Below are 18,973 nucleotides of genomic sequence, written 5' to 3'. Positions count from 1 at the left end.
TTTATTGAAAACTTTTTTTATTTTACGACCTGAAAACTTTTAGCGTTAAGCAAATTGAAAGAAGAAGGCCACTGAGAAAAGTTTTATGTTCGAAGTGCGGCAAAAAATATGTTTTAAAAACTACCTGTGAATCCGCACAAGTTTAAACTTTTCAGCGCTGGCTCAATTTGTAGCGTCAAAAAGTTTTAAGTCTTGATTTTTTTGTTTCTTTTTTCATCAAGGAAAAAAGAAATTTACTTCCCATCCTGCGCCCCAAAAACCTTCTGCAGAATACTCGTGGTTCTCATCACAGAATTATTTCTGATGCCGCTTTCTTTTTCTGCTACCATTTTAAAAACGCCATTAATAGTCTCGTTGGTCACATATTCATTTAAATCTGTGGAAACGGCTTGTCCGGTCAGCGTATTATATTTAGAAATCAAATTATTCCAGACTTTATCGGCGCCCACTTTTCCTAATGAAGCCTTTACTTTGGGCTGAAAAGCGGTGAATAATTGAGTTTGGGTTTTACTCTGTAAATAATTGGTTGCAGAATTGTCGCCACCCAACAGGATATTTTTGGCATCAGTAATCGTCATCGAGGTAATGGCCTTGGTGAAAATAGGAGCTGATTCAGTCACTGCATCTTCGGCAGCTCTGTTCAATAATTTTACGCCCTGATCCGCTAAACTTCCCAATCCGAAAGCACGGAGTTTGGTATCAATCACTCTTAATTTTTCGGGCATTAAAATTTTTACTGCTTCATTTTTAAGGAAACCGTCCTGTACAGCGAGCTTTTTCACGCCTTCATTTACACCCAAATTTAAAGCTTCCTTTAAACCAGATGAAATTTGAGTTGAAGTCAGACTTCCCAAATTGACTGAAGAAGTATTTTTTGTTGGAGTTTGCTGAGTTGTTGCAGGTGAAGTGGTTGTGTTGGTTTTAGGATTGTTTAAATCAACACCTGTCTGGTTTTTAACCGTAGATTTAATTATATCTAAAATCTGTGCCTGTGCAGAAACCGAAAACAATAATCCGGCTGCCAAAAGAAAAGTTTTTTTCATCATTTAATTTTATACAAAATTAGATGTTTCAAAGCTGAAATAGTTAAATGATAGACTGAATTTTTCAGAAAAGAATTATATTCGCTAAAATCTAAACTCAACCAGATGCTGCGTATTCTTTCGGCCTTTTCTTTATTGATTTCAATGTGTTTTTTTTCTCAAACAAAACTGAATTTAATTCCTTATCCGCAAAAAGTGGAGTTTCAAAATGGAGAATTTGTTATTCCGACATCATTTAATTTAAGTAATAATCTTCCTGTAAACGAGACAGAATATTTAAAAAATAAATTAAAATTAAAATTCAGTAACGCAAAAAATCAGGATGCGCATTTGTTGTATTCTAAATTAGAAAATCAATCAAAACCTAATAACGAGGCGTATTCAATTGAAATTTCTTCCAAACAGATCCATATAAAGTCCTACACAGATCAGGGGTGTTTTTTAGCGATTCAAACTCTAATTCAGTTATTTGAAACGCAGAAAAACGGAAAAATTCCTGCAATGAAAATTGAAGATTCTCCAAAATTCGCGTGGCGCGGAATGCACCTCGATGTTTGCCGTCATTTTTTCACAATAGAAGAAGTTAAACAGTATATCGATTATTTGGCAATGTACAAACTCAACACTTTTCACTGGCATTTAACCGACGATCAGGGCTGGAGAATTGAGATTAAAAAATATCCGAAACTTACTCAAATCGGTTCAAAACGTAAAGAATCCATGATTGGAGCTTACGTTGATGATACTTTTGACGGCAAACCTTACGGACCGTATTTTTATACTCAGGATCAAATTAAAGAAGTTGTAAAATATGCTCAGGATAGACACATAACGGTCGTTCCGGAGATTGAAATGCCGGGTCACGCTTTGGCTGCACTTTCTGCTTATCCTGAACTGGCTTGTACCAAAGGACCTTTTGAAGCAGCGACAAAATGGGGCGTTTTTGATGATGTTTTCTGTCCGAAAGATGAAACGTTTACTTTTTTGGAAAATGTTTTGGATGAGGTGATTCAGCTTTTTCCTTCGCAATATATTCACATCGGTGGTGACGAATGTCCGAAAACGAGGTGGAAGGAATGTGCGCACTGTCAGGCATTAATTAAGAAAAATAATCTGAAAGACGAGCATGGACTTCAAAGTTATTTCATTCATAGAATTGAAAAGTATGTGAACTCAAAAGGCAGGAAAATCATCGGCTGGGATGAGATTCTGGAAGGTGGATTGGCACCAAATGCTGCAGTAATGAGCTGGACTGGCATTAAAGGTGGAATTGAAGCCGCAAAAACCAATCATTTTGCTGTGATGACGCCGGGTGCATATTGCTATTTTGACCATTATCAGGGCGATCCGCAGACCGAACCCAATGCGTTCGGAGGTTTTACGCCTTTGGATAAAGTGTATTCGTACAAGCCGATTCCTGCCGAATTAAATGCCGAACAGTCGAAATATATCCTGGGAGTTCAGGCAAATTTATGGACGGAATATATTCTGGATTTCAAACAGGTTCAGTACATGATCTTCCCAAGATTATTTGCACTTTCCGAAGTAGGATGGGGAACTTCAAAACCGGAAAATTATAAGGAATTTGAAAATAGGGTGGTGGAGCATTTTAAAATTTTAGATAAAATGAACATTAACTATGCAAAAAGTATTTACAACATTTCAGGAAAGGTAATTCCTGCTAGCAAAGGTGTTTCTTACGAACTTTCAACTTCACAAAATCCCAGCGGAATTAAATTTACGACAGATGGAAGTGAGCCAACATCAAATTCTTCAACCTACCAAAATCCGATTCCGGCTTCAAAAGCGATGAACATTAAATCTGCTTATTTTGAAAATGATGAATTAAAATCAGCGGTTTCTTCTCAGAATTTTTCTACTTCAAAAACGACCGGAAAAAAAATCACTTTAGAACATCAGCCCAGCGAAAATTATTCTTTTGGCGGAGCTTTCACCTTAGTTGACGGAATTATCGGTAACGTAAAGCAGTTGGGAAAAACATGGCTTGGTTTTCAGGGAAAAGATGTGGTTGCGACAATTGATTTAGGTGAGAAAACAAATTTTTCGGAAGTTTACTTTAATACATTAGACAACAAAGGAAGCTGGATTCATCTGGCAAAATCAGCGACTGTCTCCATATCGGATGACGGTAAAAATTTTAGAACCATTAAAGAAATCGGAAAAGAAGAAATTCTTTCCACAAAAGGAAAAATCAATATTAAACTCGGAAATCAGAATGCAAAGTTTATTAAAATTAAAGTAGAAAACGCAGGAATTATTCCCGCAGGAAATCCAGGAGCAGATTCAAAAGCATGGCTTTTCGTCGATGAAATCGGAGCGAGATAATTCAAGATTTAAAATTTAATATTCAAGATTAACCTTAACATTAGCCTCAACCTAAAAATATGAATTCACGAAGAAAATTTTTAAAAACCACAGGAATATTATCATCTGCACTGCTGCTCAATCCACTGGATTTAATTGCAAAAGAAGTTCCTGAAAATGAAAATACGTTGGTCAATAAACCCATCGTTCTTTCAACCTGGGATTTTGGTTTAAAAGCCAACGAAGAAGCATGGAAGATCTTAGGGAAAGGTGGAAGAGCTTTGGATGCGGTTGAAAAAGGCGTGCGTCTGGTTGAAAATGATCCGAACGAAAGAAGTGTTGGCTACGGCGGCCGCCCTGACAGAGATGGAAGAGTGACGCTGGATGCCTGCATTATGGATGAAAATTACAACATTGGTTCGGTGGCGTGTCTGGAAAATATTAAAAATCCAATTTCTGTAGCAAGAATGGTTATGGAAAAAACACCTCACGTGATGTTGGTTGGCGACGGAGCTTTCCAGTTTGCCATTTCACAAGGTTTTAAAAAAGAAAATATTCTCACAGCAGAATCCGAAAAAGAGTGGAAAGAATGGCTGAAAGACAGCAAATACAAACCCATCGTCAACATCGAAAATCACGACACGATTGGAATGATCGCATTGGATGCTCAGGGAAATCTTTCCGGAGCCTGTACAACGAGCGGAATGGCTTTCAAAATGCACGGCAGAGTAGGTGATTCGCCGATTATCGGTGCAGGTCTGTTCGTTGATAATGAAGTTGGTGCTGCAACGGCAACTGGTCATGGCGAGGAAGTGATCAGGACGGTCGGAACTCATCTCGTTGTGGAACTGATGCGACAGGGAAGAAATCCGCAACAGGCTTGTAAAGAAGCAGTTGAAAGGATTTTGAAAATTACACACCGAAGAAATAAAAATTTAAAAGATATTCAGGTGGGCTTTATTGCCATTAATAAAAAAGGGGAATACGGTTCATATTGTATTCAGGACGGATTTAATTTTGCCGTTCACGACCAGAAAGGAAACCGTTTGGAGAAACCTGAATTTGCTTTAAAGTAAGGAAAGAGCCAAGTGAAAGATTCTGATCATAAACTCGAATCCCGAATCCCGAACCCCGAATTTCAAATTTCAAACATCAAATCTCAAATCAACCTATGTTTTTAGAAATCGCCACTTTCGATATCACATCCGCTGAAATCGCCTTAAATTCCGTTGCAGACAGAATTGAATTCTGTGCAGACATCAATTCCGGAGGAATTACGCCCGACCTTGAAGAATTAAGGTATTTAAAAGAAAAATATTCCAAACCGATTCATGTGATGATTCGCCCTGTAGGTGGCGGTTTTATGTACAGCGATTCAGAATTTATACAGATGCAAAGGGATATTATTGAATTTTCGAAAGCCAAAGCTGATGGTTTTGTTTTCGGTATTTTAGATGAAAATCAGGAAATTGATTATGAAAAAAACAGATTGTTGGTTGATCTGGCAAATGGCAAACCTTGCGTTTTTCACCGGGCCATCGACCGGACAAAAAATATTTTTGAATCTGCAGAAAAACTGGTTGAACTAGGTTTCAAAGAAATCCTCACTTCAGGTGGAGAAAATTCTGCCATGGAAGGGAAGGAGAATTTAAAAAAACTTATTGAGAATTGTGGCAATGACATTAAAATCTTAATCGGTGGCGGCGTTCGTTCCAATAATATTTCGGAGTTGAAAAACGTGACGGGTGGGAAATATTTTCATTCTTCAGCCGTGTTGCCGTATGAATCTTTTGCCAATGCGGAGGAGATTAAAAATTTAAAATCAAACATCTAAATTTTCGCCTTGAAAAATCTGTTTTCATACATCTTAGCTCTTTTTTACACAGTTGGTTTTTCGCAATCTTCAGAGCGAAACTTATCCTTAGAAAAATGGAATTTTAAAAATGCAAAAGATCAAAATTGGCTTCCAGCAAAAATTCCCGGAGTTGTGCACTTGGATTTGATGGATAACAAAATTATTCCTGATCCCTACAAAGATGAAAATGAGAAAAAAGTTCAATGGGTTGAAAATGAAGATTGGGATTATCAAACCAATTTTAAAGTTTCTTCAAAAGAATTAGAGAATAAGAATATCGATTTGATTTTTTATGGATTGGATACGTTTTCTGAAATTTATTTGAACGGAAAATTATTAAAAAAAACGGATAATATGTTCCGAAAATGGGAAATTCCTGTCAAAACATATTTAAAAGTTGGAGATAATTTGTTACAAATCAAATTTAAATCAGCGGTAAGTGTAGGAAAAGAATTAGCGAAAAAAGTTCCTTTCACTACACCGGAATCACCACGAAGTTTTATCAGAAAAGCGCAATATCAGTTCGGTTGGGATTGGGGTCCGAGATTAGTAACAGCAGGAGTTTGGAAAGATGTAAAATTAAATTTCTGGAATCAAGCTAAACTTGAAAATGTAAAAATTGAACAGAAAGTTTTAACAAAGCAAAAAGCAGAATTAAATATTTATACAGGAATTCTTGCTGATAAAGAAGGTAGATATTCCGTTTTAATTAATAACCAAATCAAAAATATTCAATTAAAAAAAGGAAAAAATACAATTCAGATTCCTTTTACAATTCGTAATCCCAAACTTTGGCAACCGAATGGATGGGGCGATCCGAACTTATATAATTTGAAAATTTCATTACAGAAAGAATCAAAAACTTTAGTAGAAAAGACAGAAAGAATTGGTTTAAGAACCATCGAATTAATTCAGGAAAAAGATGAAAAAGGAAAGTCTTTTTATTTTAAAGTTAATGGAAATCCAATGTATGCGAAAGGAACTAACTGGATTCCATCCGACAGTTTTACACCTATAATTACCAAAGAAAAATACCAAAAACTAATAAAAGATTCCAAAGAAGCGAATATGAATATGATTCGTGTTTGGGGCGGAGGAATTTACGAAGATGACGAATTTTATAATGCATGCGACGAAAACGGGATTTTGGTTTGGCAGGATTTTATGTTTGCGGGGAGTTTTTATCCTGCTGATGAAAATTTTCAGAAAAATGTAGAATTCGAAGTTAAAGATCAGGTTGAAAGGCTACAAAATCATGCTTCGATCGCTTTATGGTGCGGGAACAATGAAATTGATGAAGCGATTGTCAATTGGGGATATCAAAAACAATTTAAATATTCAAAAGAAGATTCTCTGCAGGTTTGGAAAGATTACAAGAAAATTTTCCATGAAGTAATTCCAAATGCAATTAAAAAATACGCGTCCAATGACAAGCAGATTTATTGGGAAAGTTCACCATCAATCGGATGGGGACACAAAGAGAGTTTAACGGAAGGTGATTCTCATTATTGGGGAGTTTGGTGGGGTGAACAACCTTTTGAAATTTATAATGAAAAAGTTCCGAGATTTGCTTCAGAATATGGTTTTCAGGGAATGCCGACTTTGGAAACTACAAAATCGATGTTTTCAGAAAAACCTGATTTTAGCTTACGAAACGGAACGATAAAAGCGCACGAAAAGCATTCCAAAGGTTGGGAAATTATCGATTTGTATATGAAAAGGGACTATAAAATTCCTACAGATTTTGTGAAATATAATTATGTTTCTCAATTACTCCAGGCTCGAGGAATGCAGATTGCCGTTGAAGTGCACCGACGTGCAAAACCTTATAATATGGGAACGTTGTATTGGCAGTTAAATGACTGTTGGCCGGTTGTTTCGTGGTCGTCAATAGATTATTTGGGGAACTGGAAAGCGTTACATTATCAGATTAAAAGAAGTTTTGAAAATCAGGTAATTTTAACGGAAGAAAAGGATGGGATTTTAAATTTTTATGGAATTAATGATGGTTTGAAAAATTTTGAAGATGTGACTCTGGAGATGGAAGTAAATAATTTCAAAGGTGAAAATATTCTTACAGCAGTTTCTAATCAAAAGCAAAAATTAGAGGATATTATAAAGTTTGACTCATCATCAGTCGCCGAATTGGTGGGTGATTCAGATAAAAATGAATTGTTTTTGAATTTAATTCTTAGAGGAAAAGATGAAAAAATCTTGGCTGAAACTAATTACTTCTTCGCAAAACCAAAAGATTTAAAACTGACCAAACCCAATATCAAAATCAAAAAAATCTCTTCCATAGAAATCGAAATCTCCACCGACGTTCTGGCAAAAGATGTTTATTTATTGGGAGATACTCATTTTAGCGATAATTTTTTCGATTTGCTTCCGAAATCTTCCAAAATAATTAAACTTTCAAAACCTTTAAAAAATGTTGAGGTAATGAGTCTTTGGGACACGATTAATGAATAAAAAAGACCGATTCAAAAATAATCGGCCTAATTCAAAATTTATCTACCTCTACATATTTACAATGAAAACATTTGTGTATAGGATATCCATCTAACGTGAAAATTATTTAATTATTTTAAAAATATTTAAATAATTTTTATATACCAAAAACCTACTGACAAACTGTTGTCATTGTCTCGTCTTACCTTTGTCTTAACATTAACAAATAAAGCAAAAACGTTATGACAACTACAGAAACAACAACGACACAGTTTATCTCTTCAGCACAATTATTAGAGCATTGGCAAGGACACAGAAACCTGACAAGAAGAGTGATTGAAATGTTTCCAGAAAAAGAATTATTCGAGTTTTCAATTGGCGGAATGAGACCGTTTGCAAAATTAGCCGTTGAATTAATCAGCATTGCAGGTCCGGCTTTAAAAGGAATCGTTGAGGGGCAAATGGAAGAGTTTTCTGAGGAAGCTTTTCAGCCAAAAACGAAGGAAGAAATTCTGGCAAAGTGGGATTCTGAAACGGAAGTGATCAATCATTATTTTAATCAGATTTCAGAAGAAAGATTTCAGGAAACGTTCAACTTATTTGGTCAGTACGAGTTTCCGGTGTATCAGAACATTCTGTATTTTGTGGATAACGAAGTGCATCACCGTGGACAAGGTTATGTTTATCTGAGAGCTTTGGGCATGGAGCCACCTTTCTTTTGGGAAAGATTTAGTCTCTAATTAAATTTAAAAAAAGCTTTCGGAATTCTTCTGAAAGCTTTTTAGTTAAAAGTTTACATTATCGTCACTTCGAGTAGATTTTGCAAAAATCATATCGAGAAGTTTTTGTCTGATATCTTTTCTATTATAAATATATTTTCCCAAGAGTTCACGAGTTCTCGATACATTTTTCTCCATTTCATTTCGAAAAAATACTCGAACTGACGAACTGAAAATAATTAGTCAGTTAATACAGATTGGAAAAATTTTCTGATATTTTCTTTCAGTTTAATAAAAACTTCTGAAGTTCCGAATTCTTTATTGTCATAGCCAATCGGGAATCCTTTTTCAACATATTCGTTGTTTTTATTTAAAGTTAATACCTGAAAATCTTTGTTGACTTCACCTAATTGATTGGTGTGAATGTCTAAAAATTTCACTTGAGCATTTTTAGAAAAATCAAGCTTTTTAAAATCAATAGTTTTTACTTCTTTTTTGAGGTCTGAACGAAAAGTAAGATTCATATTTTTGACATCAATCACCGTTTGCCATTCTCCCGCATGAATTGAATTTAAAATATTCCATGCGTAGGCAACCGGCTTCAGATCATATTTGTAGTTTTGTAACATATAATAAGCACGATTGTAACGGTCTTCCCATTTTCCCTTTTGTGTAAAATCAAACTTTTCTTTACCGCCCAAAAAATCAAATTTCTGAGCAGTTCGAAAATCTTTTTTGTACTGATTGTTGCATAAAAGCGGCATTGGCATTTCTTTATCCGTGAGCACTTTGTATTTTCCGTCAAGCAAAGCGATGGTTGCGGAATTGCCTTTGGCATCAGTTACAAAAAAATGGCTTCCGGCTGCATTGGGCCACCAATCGATATTTGGACCGTCATTCAAATGATCCACAACTTCTTTTACGGTTTTGTAATTATCCAGTTGATATTGAATCCACTGTGCCCAAAACATATTCGGCTGTTTCGGATTAAAAACTTTTGAGGTTTCTTCAAGATACAGTTCAACAAGAAAAAGTCCTTTTTCATTGACTCCATAACACGGAAAATCATATCCTAAAAGATTAAAAGTGACCGAACCGTATTTTGAACTCCATTGTTTTTTTGAATTTAAATGATCGGTCGTCAGATTTTCCCAGCTGATATTTCTTTTCTGAACATTTCTTTTGTTGACGACGATCATTCCGGGCATCGTTTTCCAGTTTTCATTAAAACCAACCACGCAATAATCTTTTCCTTTCAGTAAAAATGTTGAGCAGGCATAAATAGAAATAGTGCAAGTAATGAAAATTAAAAGTAAGCTTCGTAAAAATAGGGTTTTCATTTATTTAAAATCTTTTGCAATTTTAGTAATTAAATTGTTCATTTTAGTCTTCAATAATTCCGGTTCTAAAATAGTGGCGTAGTCTGCATAAGTAATCAGCCAGCGCGGAAATCCTTCGTCAATCCATTCGGTTTCAAAGGTCATTTCGATACCATTTTCGGTTTCTTTTTCTTCAATCAATCCGTAATAGCTTTTAGAATTAATTAAATATCCCATGATTTTTTTATCGACTAATAATTTTACTTTGGTAGTTGTTTTTGAGGCAACTCTTCGGTGGTCATTGATTTTTCCGTATTCCTGTGAAAAAGAAGTTTCTGTTTTGGAAATTTTCAATATTCTGTCGACTCTGAACTGCCTGAAATCTTTTCTTAACGTACAAAAAGCCATAATGTACCAATAAGTAAATTCATAAAAGATCCCAACCGCTTCAATGGTTCGATTTGAAACTTGTCCGTCAACACTTTGATATTCAATCGAAAGCTGTTTCTTCTCGGCAATACTTTCTAAAATAATAGGGATAACGTTTTTGATAGAATCATCTGATTTCGGACTGTAATCAAAAATATCAATCTGATTTTCAATATTCTGAATTAAATTTTTATCCGAATGTCTTAAAACTGAACGCAGCTTTTCCATTGCTGTTTTATAATGGTTTCCCAAACTTTCATGCGAAAATTTCTGCATCAGTTTTTCAGCCGTGATAAAGCTTAAAACTTCTTCCTTGGTGAACATCACAGGCGGAAGTTTGTAGCCTTCCATCAGAGAATAACCGCTTCCCGCTTCACCCACAATAGGAATTCCAGCGTTTTCCAGAGTTTTTATGTCACGGTAAATTGTTCTTACGCTCACTTCAAATTTTTCGGCCAAATCCTGAGCTCTTACAATCGGTTTTGACTGTAGTTGGGTGAGAATTGCGGTGACGCGATCGAGCTTTTTTAGGTAATGGTCGTTCATTTAATCAGGCTTGATGCATTTTAAATCAACTTTAATTGATTGATCTTTTTTCCAGAATTGAAAATCCATTATATAAGAAGCATAATATTCGTCGTAATTAGCCAATCCCAGCAATTGATCTTTTTCTATTGTATCATTCACTTTTAATTCAGTTTTAGATAAATTTGAATAAATAAAAAAATTCTCCATATCATTTTTTAAAATCAGAGAATAATCTGAGTCTGACTTAATAATCTTCACAACTTTTCCATTAGAAATACTTATAACCTGACTGTTTTCTGCGCTTATTCTGTCTCTAGTTTCATCTGGATGTTCATAAGGACGAAAATTTGGTTTTGGTTTTAACAAAATAAATGTTCCGGATTTTAAAGGACATGGTAATTGTGAAAAGATTAAACAATTCACAGATAAAATTAATATAAATAGAATTCTAATTTTCATCTTTATAGCTTTTCACTAATCTATCCAGATTCAAACTCCTCGCTGAAGCATCAAAAATTTCTCGGTAAGTTCCATTCATTTGTACTAGTTCATCATGTGTTCCACTTTCAACGACATGACCTTTTTTCATTACATAAATTTTATCTGAATCTAAAATCTGAGAGAGAGAATGTGAAATAATCACCACCGTTCGTCCTTCTTTGATTGCGTCTAAAGAGTTTTTAATCTGTTCCGTAGCAATCGCATCCAAACTTGCCGTCGGCTCATCAAGGAAAATAATCGGTGGATTTTTCAAAAATAATCTTGCAATCGCAATTCGCTGTTGTTGTCCACCCGAAAGTTGGGTTGCATCATGTTGATATTTTTCAGGCAGATCTAAAATCTGTTCGTGGAGATATGCTTTTTTAGCGGCTTCCTCTATTTCCTCAAAACTCGCATTCATATTTCCGTAGCGAATATTGTCTTCAATACTACCCTGGAAAATATGATTTTTCTGTAATACCAAACCTAAATCGTCTCTTAAAAAAGTATTGTTGTAATTTTTTAAATCAACTTTATCTAAAATAATTTCGCCTGAATCGGGAAGATAAAATTTACACAAAAGATTGATAATTGTTGACTTACCGGCTCCGCTTAATCCTACTAAAGCGGTAGTTTTACCGTTTTCAAAAGTCATCGAAACGTTGTTGAGTGCTTTTGTTCCATTTGGATAGGTAAAATTGACGTTTTTTAATTCAAAATTTCCCTGAATTTTATTTTCTACGAAAGTTCCGTTGGGCTCAGTTTCATTTTCGGCATTTAAAATATCAAAATAACCTTCCGCATAAATCATCGCATCATTCATATCATCATAAATTCTGTGAAGCTGTCTGATTGGTGATGAAACATTATTGAAAAGCATGATGTGGAGCATAATTGCACCTATGGTCATCTTTTGATCTAAAACCAAATAAACCGTCAGAAGAATAATTAAAACAACCCCAAACTGCTCGATAAAAGTTTTTAAACCGTCGTAGATAAAACTCGTTTTTCGGGTAAACATTTGGCTGTCCATCAACTGCATTTGCAAATCATACTGTTTTTTACCTTCAAATTTTTCACGGACAAAACTTTTAATCACCATAATGGAATTGATTAAATTTAAAAGTCCGGAAGTTTTTTGTTCGCGTTGATTTCTTAAGGTTCGTCTTACTCCTCCCAATTTTTTTGCTTGTAATGAACTGATATAAAAATAAATAGGGACAATAATCGTTGAAACTATTCCTACATAAACGTTTTGCAAATACATAATAATCAGAGCGATAAATGCATTTGAAAATAGCGGAAGCATATCGATGAAGAAGTTTTGAACGAGTCTTGTCAAACTTTCAATTCCACGGTCGATTCTTGTCTGTAGTTTTCCTGAGGCGTGGTTTTCATCATTAAAATAAGCAACTCTATACGTCAAAATCTTGTCAATTGCAGATTGTGCCAAAACCGAACTTACATTAATTCTTATTTTTTCACCATAAAATTTCTGCCCGAAATTGATGAAAATATTTAACAGTTCTTTTCCCAATAAAATAACCGAGATGAGAATTAAAATATGAATTCCTTCATGCATCGGATTTGGTAAATGAGTCAGCTTTGTCACTTCATCCACCGTATATTTTAGAACTAAAGGATTGACTTGCGCTGCTAAAGCACCGAGAAAAGTCAGAGACAAAGTTCCGTAAATCATTGGTCGGTAAGGCTTTATAAACGGAATCAGCTGTCTGTAAATTCCGAATAAAGTCACTGTTCTGTTAAAAGGTTTTGCCATGAATTGGTTTTAAAAGAAAAACGTACCGTTTCTGAGAGAAAAAGGTACGTTTTATTATATTTTTCAGCAAATAATTTGCTTTAAATTATGTTTTTAAACTTCCATCATTATTAATATACTTAAATTGATGACTTTCATTAATAATTTTTCCTCCAGATTCTTTGAAAGTACCAAACATTCCAACCCAATCTTCTTCATCAACTTCTTTTGGAGTGTCCCATCTGATTATTCCGAAAGAACAATCATTTCCTTTATCAAGAATTAATCCATATTCATTATCCAATGAAACCTTAGTTCCAGGAATAAAATCATCATCTAATTTCCAGGTAGTTGTAATATTAAAAATCTGAGAACCTATTTCAATTCCTTTAGACCCAGTAAAATCATTCCATTCTTTATGTGGTTTAAACCAATTCCAAACCTTTGTAATATCTGCAATATTGTCTCCTTCAATTTCACAAATTTCCTCAATAAAAATATTCTTAAACTTTAAGAATTTTACGTCTGAATTTGTTAAAGCAAGTTCTTCAATTAAATCCTCAGCTTGATGTAATAATGTAAATAGGTTTTTGAGTTGATACTTTTCAACATATTCAATTTTAGAAAGACCATTCGTTTTAGAATAAATGGTAATTTTATTTTTATTAAATATATTTTTAAAAAACATTTCTTTCAAGAGTTAATTAAATTTTATCCCTCAAAAACATAGGTCGTCAAATAATGCAATTCAGGTTTGCTTGCTGCTTTAGAATCTGCTTGTGCCTGTTCCAAAGAATAAATTGAATTGATTTCCTTTTTCTGGAAAACAAAAGAGTTATTAGCATTTTTATCAACAACATCATTGAAAATATGCTGGATTTCTGAATTTCCCAATGATGAAAAACTAATATCTTCAAAACCATACATCAATCTCAAATCATCAAACTGGGCAAAATTCTCATCTACAAAGCCTTGGAATTGAGACTTAGATTCAAAATTTCCTGCCCAAATATTATAAGCATAACTTTTCTTACTTGGCTTATCGAAAATACTTTGGTAAACAAAATTTTCTCCCAAATATGCTTCTCTTACCTGCGGATCATTTGCCAATTCTTCGGGAAGACCTTCTTTCAGAATCTTTCCTTCAAACATGATGTACGTTTTGTTGGTAATCGCCAAAGTCTGCTGTACGTTATGATCGGTAATCAGAATTCCAATGTTTTTATCGGTCAAACTTCTTACAATTTTTTGAATATCTTCAACGGCAATCGGGTCAACTCCAGCAAAAGGTTCATCCAAAAGAATAAAACTTGGGTCTGTTGCCAAACATCTTGCAATCTCGGTTCTACGTCTTTCACCTCCGGAAAGCAAATCTCCTCGGTTTTTACGAACGTGTTGCAAAGAAAATTCCTCAATCAGTTCGTCACATTTTATTTGTTGTTCTCTTTTTGAAAGTTTAGTCAGCTGTAAAACGCCCATGATGTTCTCTTCTACAGAAAGTTTTCTGAAAATAGAAGCTTCCTGAGCAAGATAACCGATGCCTTTTTGGGCACGACGATACATCGCATCGGAAGTAATTTCCTGTTTGTCGAGGAAAATTTTTCCTGAAGTAGGCTTTACCAAACCTACGATCATATAAAATGAAGTGGTTTTTCCGGCTCCATTCGGACCAAGTAAACCTACAATTTCTCCCTGTTGAACCTGTACAGAAACGCCTTTTACAACTTTTTTGGGACCGTATTCTTTGATTAAGTTTTCTCCTCGTAAAATCATAAAGGCAAAGATAAAGTTTTTTTGAATTAGAAATTTATTAGGAATGTCTGACTTATTTAATTTATGAATATTTAATACAATTTTTAATTATTAAAAAACCAAGACAACTTTTTTGTGTTTAAATAAAGAAAAATCTAATTTTACACTTTAATTATTCCCTTGCAATACGCTCAAATTATTTTACCGCTCAATCTGAAAGGAACTTTTACTTATAAAGTTCCCGAAGAATTATTTCCAACAATCCAACCAGGAATGCGAGTTTTGGTTCAATTTGGAGGAAAAAAAATCTATACGGGAATTGTTTTTGAGTTGCATGATGAAGAACCTACGCAGTTTATTCCGAAGGAAGTCATCAGTATTTTAGATGAACAGCCGATTTTGCCACCACAACAAATTAAGTTCTGGAAATGGCTTTCAGATTATTATCTCTGCAATTTGGGTGAAATTTATCGCTTTGCTTTTCCATCTTCTTTAAAACTCGAAAGCGAAACTTATCTTAAATTAAAACCAAACGTTACTGTTGAATTTGAGAATCTTGATGTTAACGAAATGTATCTGATTCAGGCATTGGAAGTGCGACAGTTGATTAATTTAACGGATATTGAAGCATTTATTCCGAAAAAGGATATTATTAAAACGATTAATTCACTGATTGATTTGCAATATATTGAAATCGATGAAAAAATTGCTGAAAAATACAAAGCAAAAGAAGTTGCTTATGTAAAAATCAACGATGAGGTTTTAAATAATAACAATCTTACCGAAATTCTTTTAAGTTTAAAAAGAGCTCAGAAACAGAAAGATCTTTTCCTTCATATTTTAGAAAAACAGACCGAAAATCCTGATCTGCATATTAAAAAATCAGAATTATTTGAAGATGGATATTTTGCAAGCTCTCATTTTAAATCTTTGGCAGATAAAAATCTGGTTGAAGAATATTATATGCAAAAAGACCGAATCGAAAGTTATGATGGCGAAATTGAAGAGGTTGAAGAGCTTACAGAGGTTCAGAAAGCTGCAAAAATTGAAGTGGATGAAGCGTTTGAAGAAGGCAGAAATGTTTTATTTCACGGTGTCACTTCATCAGGAAAAACACATATTTATTTAGAGAAAATTGAAGAATGTATTTGTGAAGGGAAAAATGTTCTGTTTTTGCTTCCTGAAATTTCTTTAACGAAACAAATTACCCAAAGATTAGAAAAAAAATACGGCCGACAGCTCGGATTTTATCATCAGAAATTGACCGATTTTGAAAAGGTTGAAATTTGGAGAAGAATTAAAAATAATGATATCAAAATCCTTATTGCGACGAGAAATTCTTTGTTTTTGCCGTATCAGAATTTAGGCTTAATTGTAGTGGATGAAGAGCATGATTCGGGGTATAAACCGAGAGAAGTTTCTCCGTTTTTCAATGCAAAAGATTCGGCTTTGGTTTTGGCTAATTTTTATGGAGCCAATGTGATTTTAGGTTCGGCAACACCTTCTGTTGAAAGCTATTATTTAGCCCGAAAAGAGAAGATGAAATATATTTTTTTAAATGAAAGATTCGGAAATGTAAAACTTCCTGAATTTGAATTGATTAATTTTAAAGAAGCGCAGGATTCTAAAAAAGTTTCCGGAAATTTTTCTTTGAAATTAATTGATGAGATTAAAAAAACTTTAGAAGAAAAAAATCAGACGATGATTCTTCACAACCGTCGTGGTTACGCCAGTGTTTTGGAATGTGAATCTTGTGGATATGTGAATTACTGCTCAAATTGTGATGTTGTAATGACTTATCATAAAGCCGCAAACGAAATGAAATGCCATTATTGCGGACAACGAGCGTCGAAGCCAAAAGCTTGCCCGAAATGTTTTTCAGAAAATTTGAACGAAAGAGGTGTAGGAGTTGAGCAAATTCATGAAGAAATTTCTAAAATTTTCCCTGACAATGAAGTGGACAGAATGGATGTTGATTCCATGCGTAAGAAATTCGCCTACGAAAAATTATATGAAAAAATTGAAGACAGAGAAACCGATATTATAGTCGGAACTCAGATGATTTCCAAAGGCCTGGATTTTGATCATATTGAGTTGGTTGCGATTCCAAAAGCTGATTCGATGCTGTATGTACAGGATTTTAGAGCTGAGGAAAGAGCGTATCAGCTGATTACACAGGTTTCTGGAAGAGCAGGAAGAGTTTCCGGTAAAGGCAGAATTTTAATTCAGACTTTTAATCCGGATCATTCTGTTTTTCAGTTAATTAAAATGAATAATATTTCTAAAATTTATAAATATTTTCTCACAGAACGACAAAAATTCAATTATCCGCCTTTCACAAAATTAATTATGATTGAACTGAAACACAGAAGAGATGAAAAAGTGGATCGCGCTTCTCAGTTTTTAGGTTCGATTTTAAGAAAATACCTTCCCGAAGATTGTATATTAGGTCCTGAAAGAGCGCAAATTGCGAGATTGAATAACTTATATCAATTTCAGATTTTGCTAAAGCTTCCACGAGGTAAAAACTATGAGAAATTTAAGAACTTGGTTTTATTAAGTTTAAAAGAATTTGATGAAATCACTGCTTATCAAAGCATTAAAAAAGACATATTTGTGGATTTTTAACAAACTTTAACAAACTTTATGCTGTTTTATAACAGTCTACTGAACTACCATACAACAATAATTTCTACATTTGACCGTTGATTATATGTTTGGAACTAAACTAATGATTTAACTAATCGTTTTTTATACTATCAAAAATATAACAAAAAGAAAAATTAGATGGTAAATTTCAGAAAATATATTTCAGGTATTACGGTCTTGACTGCTGGTTTTCTCCTTGCTCAATCGACCGTTTCTACAGTTCTTTACTCTCAGAATTATGACAATCAAAAAAGTAGCTTAAACCTTCCTTCGCCGGCTGCGTACGTGGAGAAAGCTATTTTGTCGCCCAAAGAACTTGTAGATATCAGTGTAAACACAATGATGGCAGATCCTGTGCTGAAAAACGCAACTTGGGGATTTGTAGTTTACGACCCGAAAACGAAGAAGGTGATTTCTTCGTATAACGAAAATACTCCGCTTGTTCCTGCTTCTACAACCAAACTGTTAACCACCGAAACTGCAATGAGCATGTTGGGTGAAAACTACCGTTGGATGACGCAATTGGAATATTCTGGGGAAATCGACGAAAATGGGGTTTTAAACGGTAATCTATATATTGTAGGAAGTGGCGACCCGAGTTTGGGAACCAACAAAGCAGGAGCTTGGTCTTACAAAGATATCGTTTCAGATTTTGCAGGCGGAATTGCACGTGAAGGCATCAAAAAGGTAAATGGTGATATTATTATTCAGACAGCGCTTTTCAAAAGTAACATTTCGAGACTTCCGGAAAATGTTGTGTGGCTAGAAAACAATAATTACTATCTTCCTGTTGGTACAACCCGTGAAATTAATCCGGCAAATGAAAAACTGATCGTTAAAAAATCAATGAATTCTGCTGCAGATAAGAAGTATTTTTATGTTTCGCCTTATGTCAATCAAATGGTGTATGCTGAAAAATACGACGGGAACGGAACTTTAACCACAAAATTACCGGATGCACCTGCTTTTTTAGCAAATTCATTTAAAGCAAGTTTGGTGAAAAGTGGAGTAGCCGTTAGCGGAAAAGTAACTCCTAAATTGACAGAATCTTCGCCGGAAGCAAGAAAAATGATTGCTGCGTACAAATCTCCGACTTTGGGTGATATTATTTATTACACAAACCAAAGAAGTGATAATTCTTTAGCAGAAGCTTTATTAAAAACTGTTGGTTACTTCAAAATGGGGGATCAAACTTCAGAATCGGGTAGATTGGTAGTAAATAATCATCTGAAAGATATTGCTTTTGATTTGGAAGGTTTAAATTATATGGATGGAAGCGGTTTGTCGAGAAGCAATCATGTAACTCCAATTTCTCAAGTGAAGTTTTTGACTTCTTTGATGGATGAAAAACATTACAAAACTTATTTTAATTCTTTACCAATCGGCGGACAATCCGGAACGTTGAAAAGTATGTTTGTTACAGAAGGAAACGGACAAGTTTTTGCTAAAACAGGAACTTTAAATAAAGTAAAAACTTTAGCAGGGTATTTAAAAACCAACTCAGGAAGAACGCTTTGTTTTTCTTTAATGGTTAATAATTATTCAGGATCTGTTGGTCAGGTAAAAAGCAAAATGGAAGCGATTTTGAAACCGGCTTTAGATTTATAAAAAAATTTAATTTCATATAGAAACCTTTTAATCTCCGATTGAAAGGTTTTTTTTAT

Annotated in this window: 13 protein-coding genes and 1 pseudogene; 7 read left to right on the top strand and 7 right to left on the bottom strand. The window is 34.2% G+C overall.

Translation table 11 applies throughout. The annotated features are described in order from the left end of the window. Nucleotides 1-233 precede the first annotated feature (233 nt). Complete coding sequence (locus OEA66_RS03045) at nucleotides 234-1,043, bottom strand: DUF4197 domain-containing protein (RefSeq protein WP_375379289.1); 810 nt, start codon at nucleotides 1,041-1,043, stop codon at nucleotides 234-236. A gap of 105 nt (nucleotides 1,044-1,148) precedes the next feature. On the opposite strand from OEA66_RS03045, the gene OEA66_RS03040 reads away from it, so the two are divergent. The 5 genes from OEA66_RS03040 (at nucleotide 1,149) to OEA66_RS03020 (ending at nucleotide 8,414) form a co-directional block, all read left to right on the top strand. Next, nucleotides 1,149-3,389: a glycoside hydrolase family 20 protein gene (locus tag OEA66_RS03040; RefSeq protein ID WP_267279971.1), complete on the top strand. Its 2,241-nt coding sequence runs from the start codon at nucleotides 1,149-1,151 to the stop codon at nucleotides 3,387-3,389. Nucleotides 3,390-3,448: 59 nt separating this feature from the next. After that, nucleotides 3,449-4,444, top strand: a complete 996-nt coding sequence (locus tag OEA66_RS03035; RefSeq protein ID WP_267279970.1) for an isoaspartyl peptidase/L-asparaginase family protein — start codon at nucleotides 3,449-3,451, stop codon at nucleotides 4,442-4,444. Nucleotides 4,445-4,539: 95 nt separating this feature from the next. Next, a complete protein-coding gene (locus tag OEA66_RS03030; RefSeq protein WP_267279969.1) occupies nucleotides 4,540-5,202 on the top strand; it encodes a copper homeostasis protein CutC in 663 nt (220 codons plus the stop codon). Nucleotides 5,203-5,211: 9 nt separating this feature from the next. Beyond that, nucleotides 5,212-7,695 carry a beta-mannosidase gene (locus tag OEA66_RS03025; protein ID WP_311136909.1) on the top strand — a complete coding sequence of 828 codons (2,484 nt, stop codon included), beginning with the start codon at nucleotides 5,212-5,214 and terminating at the stop codon, nucleotides 7,693-7,695. 221 nt (nucleotides 7,696-7,916) lie between these two features. Next, on the top strand, nucleotides 7,917-8,414 hold the full coding sequence (locus tag OEA66_RS03020; protein ID WP_267279968.1) for a DinB family protein: 498 nt from the start codon (nucleotides 7,917-7,919) through the stop codon (nucleotides 8,412-8,414). A 218-nt stretch (nucleotides 8,415-8,632) separates the two neighbouring features. Here the strand turns inward: OEA66_RS03020 and OEA66_RS03015 are convergent, their stop codons facing one another. The 6 genes and pseudogenes from OEA66_RS03015 to lptB all read right to left on the bottom strand — a co-directional run. Beyond that, nucleotides 8,633-9,733 (bottom strand): hypothetical protein, encoded by a 1,101-nt coding sequence (locus OEA66_RS03015; RefSeq protein ID WP_267279967.1) that lies wholly within the window; start codon nucleotides 9,731-9,733, stop codon nucleotides 8,633-8,635. Continuing rightward, a complete protein-coding gene (locus OEA66_RS03010; protein ID WP_267279966.1) occupies nucleotides 9,734-10,687 on the bottom strand; it encodes a helix-turn-helix transcriptional regulator in 954 nt (317 codons plus the stop codon). After that, the gene (locus OEA66_RS03005) at nucleotides 10,688-11,092 is read right to left on the bottom strand and encodes a peptidoglycan DD-metalloendopeptidase family protein (RefSeq protein WP_267279965.1); all 405 of its coding nucleotides are present in this window, start codon (nucleotides 11,090-11,092) and stop codon (nucleotides 10,688-10,690) included. Between the two features lie 25 nt (nucleotides 11,093-11,117). Then, complete coding sequence (locus OEA66_RS03000) at nucleotides 11,118-12,848, bottom strand: ABC transporter ATP-binding protein (RefSeq protein ID WP_267280074.1); 1,731 nt, start codon at nucleotides 12,846-12,848, stop codon at nucleotides 11,118-11,120. A gap of 166 nt (nucleotides 12,849-13,014) precedes the next feature. Further along, nucleotides 13,015-13,596 carry a hypothetical protein gene (locus OEA66_RS02995; protein ID WP_267279964.1) on the bottom strand — a complete coding sequence of 194 codons (582 nt, stop codon included), beginning with the start codon at nucleotides 13,594-13,596 and terminating at the stop codon, nucleotides 13,015-13,017. Between the two features lie 359 nt (nucleotides 13,597-13,955). Then, a pseudogene (gene lptB / locus OEA66_RS02990) lies at nucleotides 13,956-14,681 on the bottom strand (LPS export ABC transporter ATP-binding protein); the annotation flags it as partial. 159 nt (nucleotides 14,682-14,840) lie between these two features. On the opposite strand from lptB, the gene priA reads away from it, so the two are divergent. Next, the gene (gene priA / locus OEA66_RS02985) at nucleotides 14,841-17,288 is read left to right on the top strand and encodes a replication restart helicase PriA (protein ID WP_267279962.1); all 2,448 of its coding nucleotides are present in this window, start codon (nucleotides 14,841-14,843) and stop codon (nucleotides 17,286-17,288) included. A gap of 159 nt (nucleotides 17,289-17,447) precedes the next feature. Next, on the top strand, nucleotides 17,448-18,917 hold the full coding sequence (gene dacB, locus OEA66_RS02980; RefSeq protein ID WP_267279961.1) for a D-alanyl-D-alanine carboxypeptidase/D-alanyl-D-alanine endopeptidase: 1,470 nt from the start codon (nucleotides 17,448-17,450) through the stop codon (nucleotides 18,915-18,917). Nucleotides 18,918-18,973 lie beyond the last annotated feature (56 nt).

Source organism: Chryseobacterium luquanense, from assembly GCF_026460945.1.
GTDB classification, from domain to species: Bacteria; Bacteroidota; Bacteroidia; order Flavobacteriales; family Weeksellaceae; genus Chryseobacterium; species Chryseobacterium luquanense.
Note: the sequence above shows the minus strand (reverse complement) of the source record. Positions and strands in the feature narration are given on the sequence as shown.